Origin of the sequence: Sphaerochaeta sp. UBA5836 (assembly GCF_002432845.1) — a bacterium.
Classification (GTDB): domain Bacteria; phylum Spirochaetota; class Spirochaetia; order Sphaerochaetales; family Sphaerochaetaceae; genus Sphaerochaeta.
In genome coordinates, this window is record NZ_DJGW01000027.1 from 1 (window position 1) to 5,236 (window position 5,236).

At 49.1% G+C, this 5,236-nt stretch carries 3 protein-coding genes and 1 tRNA gene; 3 read left to right on the top strand and 1 reads right to left on the bottom strand.

Annotated elements, in window-relative coordinates; genetic code table 11:
• Window positions 1-237: 237 nt before the first annotated feature.
• Window positions 238-311, bottom strand: a tRNA-Pro gene (locus B3F49_RS02235).
• Between the two features lie 176 nt (window positions 312-487).
• Here B3F49_RS02235 and B3F49_RS02240 point away from each other — a divergent pair.
• The 3 genes from B3F49_RS02240 to B3F49_RS02250 all read left to right on the top strand — a co-directional run.
• Window positions 488-1,057, top strand: coding sequence for a TetR/AcrR family transcriptional regulator C-terminal domain-containing protein (locus B3F49_RS02240; protein WP_293891222.1), 570 nt, complete (start codon window positions 488-490; stop codon window positions 1,055-1,057).
• A gap of 94 nt (window positions 1,058-1,151) precedes the next feature.
• On the top strand, window positions 1,152-1,916 hold the full coding sequence (locus B3F49_RS02245) for a fimbria/pilus periplasmic chaperone (protein ID WP_293891219.1): 765 nt from the start codon (window positions 1,152-1,154) through the stop codon (window positions 1,914-1,916).
• Window positions 1,917-1,955: 39 nt separating this feature from the next.
• A partial coding sequence (locus B3F49_RS02250; RefSeq protein WP_293908781.1) for a hypothetical protein occupies window positions 1,956-5,236 on the top strand: 3,281 nt, incomplete at its 3' end.

A 5,236-nucleotide genomic window follows, 5' to 3' on the forward strand; every position in this document is an offset into this window, starting at 1 on the left:
TGAAACAAAAAGAAGCAAAACCTTTGAGGAGAACGGCTGTTGTAAATTTCTCTTTGTGCTCAACATACATGAAGCAAGAAGCAGGCGGCAACGAAAGCAGACCAATAGGCAGGTATCGCATCAAAGCATTCCTCCCTTCTTTCAAGAAGATAGGCGTTTTCAGCCTGATTGCAAGCAGGAAGGAAAGATTGTGACGCACACAAAAAAGGGACCGCTTTTCAGCAGTCCCTTGCAGAGTCGGGCTGGACGGATTTGAACCGTCGACCCCTAGTCCCCCAGACTAGTACGCTAAACCCCTGCGCTACAGCCCGAACATGTATCGGTCACCCGACAGGAAGGAACCTTAGCATAGATGCATACTTGTGTCAATAAATGGATAATAGGTAGCCAAAGAAAGATTTTTGGAGTAATATTAGTACTAATTTTTAATAACACATCTATGGTTGAGCTATATATATTCGTACGTAGAGCAATGTGAGGGATACCCATGGCACAGATGACCAAAATAGCACTGGCCCAATCGCTGAAACAGTTGATGGTTGAACGGACCTTGGACAAAATTACTGTCAAGGAAATTGTGAATCGTTGCGGAGTCAACCGCCAGACATTCTATTATCATTTCAAGGATATTTACGATTTGCTCGATTGGATGTTCATCAATGAGGGACAGGAGTTTTCACGCAAATACCCCGACACCCGGACAAACGATGACGGTGAGACAGCAATACGTAACATGTGCACATACCTCAAGGACAACAGGCAGATAGTAATCAATATCTACCATAGTCTGGGTCGTGAGCTTCTGGACAGGTACCTCTGTCGGGAGATGGCAAAACTCTTGCATGGAAATCTGAGTTGCCGTGCACAGGTCCTTGGCGTCAGCGAAGAGGACCTTGACTATCTGATTGATTTCTACAAGCATGCGTTTGTCGGTTCCTTGCTCGATTGGGTGCATGGAGGACTCTCTGGCAATATTGAGGATATCGTGCAGAAAATGGTCCCAATTTTGCAGGGTACCTTCGATGCAGCCCTGAAAAGGATGGCTCAAAGCCGTTAAATCGTAATATTGTTCTCTATTCCGGTCTTGATGAATCCATATCGATGGCGTACACTGTCACAAATGTCACTGTTGTAGAAAAAGAGAGAATAAAATGAATCAATGTGCGAATAAAACTATGAAGAAGGTGGTGTTGACGCTTGGTTTGCTTATACTCCTGCTTTCTTCCGTCCATGCGTATCAGTTTTCTCCGTTGGAACAATCGTTCCAACCTACCGGAGCAGAAAGTACCAAGACGTATACCATCGTCAACGACAGTAATGATTCCATAGCCATCAGTATTTCTGCTCTCATTCGTGATCAGGACGCGCAAGGAAATGAGGTAAACACCCCTGCAGACGCTTATTTTTCCATTGTTCCCAATAAGTTGGTTGTGCCTCCCCAAAGCAGTTGGGTCGTACGGGTTCAGTATCGCGGACCAAGAACGGTTACAAACGAGCTTGCTTTCCGACTCAAGGCAGAACAGATTCCCTATTCACAGGGTAGGGCAAGTACCGACAAGGGTATGTTCAACTTCCTGTACATCTATACAACCAGTTTGTATGTGCTTCCTTCCCGTGTAGTGGAAAATGTTGCAATCCGATCGGTGGCCGCCTCCACAATGGAGGATGGTTCTCCAGCCCTTGCCGTTACGTTGGCGAATCTCGGCACCGTACACCAATTGCTCATTTCTGCAGTTGTAGAGATCAAGGACAGCAAAGGAAATTCTGTAGTGTTGCAAGGTGCTGAAGCTCTTCCCGGTATTGATGGCATGAATATATTGGCTAAGAAGACTGTAACGAAGAACGTTCCCTGGCCCGAGGGCCTTTCCCGCGATTCCGGGGTAACCTACCAAGCTACCATCAAGTATACAAAGTAGTAGGAGTTTCCTCCTTCCTGATTGAGAAAGGACTTTTACATGAGGAAAAAAGGGTTTGCACACGCAGTGTTCCTGGTGGTCTTGCTTGTGCTCTTGACCCTCTTTCTTTCAGCCTTCGTCTGGACATGTTTTCATCAGCCTGTCGGTGTTGAGCAACCTGCTCCGATCAGGGTGGTCACTTCCGTTGTGCCTCAGCCACAAGTCCCAATCGAACCTGCAACAGTTCTACCCGATCAGCCGGTGGTTTCCGCCATCCCTGCCACTCCCCGGTTCAGCGGAAAGCCGATTGTTGAGGAAATAGTACGAGAAGTCAAACCGTTGCCGCCTCCTGTCCACTTGATTTCCCTACCGGTCATCAAACCCATTGAGCGGGTTGTTCTCCCTCCCTCCCCCAGGTTTGCAGGCCCTCCGACGGTGAAGCCACTTGTTCCCGATCCTCCGTATATGTTCGAACCCTTGGTACTCACAGAACAAGAGTATGATATGTTCTATCCTCAACCTTCTGCATTTGTTGAGCCTTCCGATGACTTCTGGGCGGACTTCTTTGTTGTTGGGCAGGATGCAACGATTGCGTTCGAAGATGGGTTCTACTTCCTCAACTTGTTTGTGAACGACGAACGAGTAGGCGACATCGAGGTGGAATTCATACAGGAACAGAGACTGCTCAGCACCGAGGATCTCACGTACTATGTCGGTACATATATCACCAAGGCGGCATACGAACGGATCTTTGGTGATGGGTTGCAATATCTGTCTTTGGACGATTTGAGAAGCCGTGGTGTGGATGCCCGCTACGATGCCGTGGAATTTGCCGTGTATTTGAATTTCAGCATCGCAGATATGCCCGAGCGGTCGGTGAGTGTCACTGCTTCCTCCATCAACCGCAGGGAGCAGTATGGCATGAGCGGTGCCATCGTTCTCAAGCCGGCCAAATTTGCTCTGGCTAGTTCCTTGAGCCTCTATGCAATGATGGATTATCCCTCTGATTTCTCCCAATTCAACTCCCAACTTGTCTCTCTATCGGTATCCAACAGGGCATCCCTGTTGGGCATCGGGTTGAACTTCTATTTCTCGTTCTCGTCGAAAGCTCCAGTTTTCAATCCCGGAAGCTGGAACGGCTTCTATGACTTTGTTGAATCGAACCATCGGTTCAGCTTCGGCAACGTGGGGTCCAACCTCAGCTCGGTTACCGGCGCCAATTCCAATTTCGGATTCACCTTCGAAAAAAACTATGCATATGGTACAGGAAGCGCCAAAGGCAACCAGTTCGAGTATCGCATAGTCTTGGTAGAACCTTCAACGGTGGAAATTTTCATCAATGAAGTGTCAGTGTTCGGGCCGCGGGACTTCCAACCAGGTACCTACAGGCTCAAGGATTTTGTTTTCGCACAAGGAGCAAACAAGATCAAGATTGTCATCAAATTGAAAAATTCTGGTGAAGAAAAGGTTGAATACGTCGATATGGGCTACGACTACCGCCTCCTTGGCAAGGGCGACAGTCTCTACGGCTTTGGATTCAGTGTCCCCAAGGTAAAGAGCACAAGTGCAGGGGCGTTGATCAATCTGCCATGGTTTGACAACCAATACCTCTCATATTACCTGGACAAATTTACTGCAACCTATTATCAGCAGACCGGTTTGACCGATACATTCACCCTCACCACCGACATTGCATTCAGTCCTGGAATATTCAGGGGGACGGTCAATGGGGTGGTGGCCACCTTGTTGGGCACCTCGCAAATCCAGCTCACCCTTGGCCTTGATGCAAGCAACTATACGCCTTCTTTTGCTGGAAGCTTGAGTCACAGGCTCAGCGGTGCACCGGATAGCTGGCTTGGTACCCTCAGCGCTACGCTGAATCACAGCATACCTGCACGTCCTACCTCTGCTGCACCATTCTCCTCAGTTTCGACGCTCTCTCTTGCCTACTCCGGCAGTCTGACTGAGAAAATCCGGTATACGCTTTCCAACAATGTAATTTTTGACACGGCTGCTGCAAACCCTGGCTGGAGCCTCTCATTCGCCTCCGGATTCTCCCCCTTCAAGGGCTTCTCCCTCAGTGGTTCCCTCACAGCAAACGGAAGCAGTACCGATCCGCTCAAACCTTCAGTCACCGCCCAAATCAGCGGCAGCTACTCCTTCAGCCCCAAACTCAGTGCCAACTCATCGACCAGCATCCAAAGTGGTACCCCCTTCTTCGATGGAACGACTACCAGCTCCGCCGGGTTGAGTTGGAGACCGTCAGGAAACGACAGCCTCAACCTTTCACTGAGTTCATTCAAGTTCACCGACCCGAAGAATCATTCCTTGGTCGGTTCATGGTCGCACAGCGGAAATCTCAGTTCATTCTCCCTCAGGCAGCAAATCTCCAACTCCTATCAAAATATGTCCACCACCTTTACTGCCAACACCTCGTTTGCCTATGCTGGTGGAGCCTTTGCAATAGGCAAGTCGGTCAATGAATCCTTTTTACTTGTCAAACCGGTCGGCGAGTTGAAAAAGAGCGAGGTATCGGTAGCCCGCAGTCTCGATAGTGCCCCCTCATACCTGCCAAGACCGCTGGGCAGTGCGTTGTACAACAATATCTCCACCAATGTGAAGAACAGTGTGGTTGTTTTCTCAAGCGGAGCAACCGAGTATTCAGCCGGTTCCTCCTTCGTCTATGAGATAACGCCCAGAAGCCGGCAGTCCTTTGTTGCAAAACTCGATGTCGAGCCTTCTTTCACCGTCAGTGCCGTTTTGTTGATGACCGACTCGAGCCCGTATATGCAGTATTCATCCCCCGTCTACAAGGTTGTACTTGATGAGGCAGGCAATGAGAATCTCATCCGCGACGATGCCTTGTACCTCTTCACCGATCAGGAGGGGAGGTTCATTCTCAGCGAAGTCAAGAGTGGAACCTATCTGTTTGATCTGCAGGTAGGGGATCTGTGGTACGCGGTGCGGTTCACAGTTCCTGAGATCGAGGCGGACAAGCTGGGCTTGGACCGTGTTCTTCTTCTCGAGGATTTCTGGGTTGCCGACCCTGCATTTGTTGAGAGAATCATCGTGAAGGATGTCTTTACCGGCGAGCAGCTTGAAGAACAAGAGGATGTATTTGGTACAGAACTCGCCACAGGATATGATGCCGAGGTGACTCTGGATGTTGTCGATCGCATCAGTGAAGAGGTTTTCTGGAACATCATTTTCCCGCCGTTCGACGAGAGTGATTTCAGCTTCGAGCAGTTTGACGAAAGCTTCGTTACGGATGCTGATTTCCAGTTTGATGAGAGTCTCTATGATGCATTGGTCACTGAAGGCGAACAGGACGAAACTGCTCA

Bases quoted from the DNA above. Each gene is read 5' to 3' on its own strand.
- B3F49_RS02240 (WP_293891222.1), top strand. From the start codon at position 488: ATGGCACAGATGACCAAAATAGCACTGGCCCAATCGCTGAAACAGTTG.
- B3F49_RS02245 (WP_293891219.1), top strand. From the start codon at position 1,152: ATGAATCAATGTGCGAATAAAACTATGAAGAAGGTGGTGTTGACGCTT.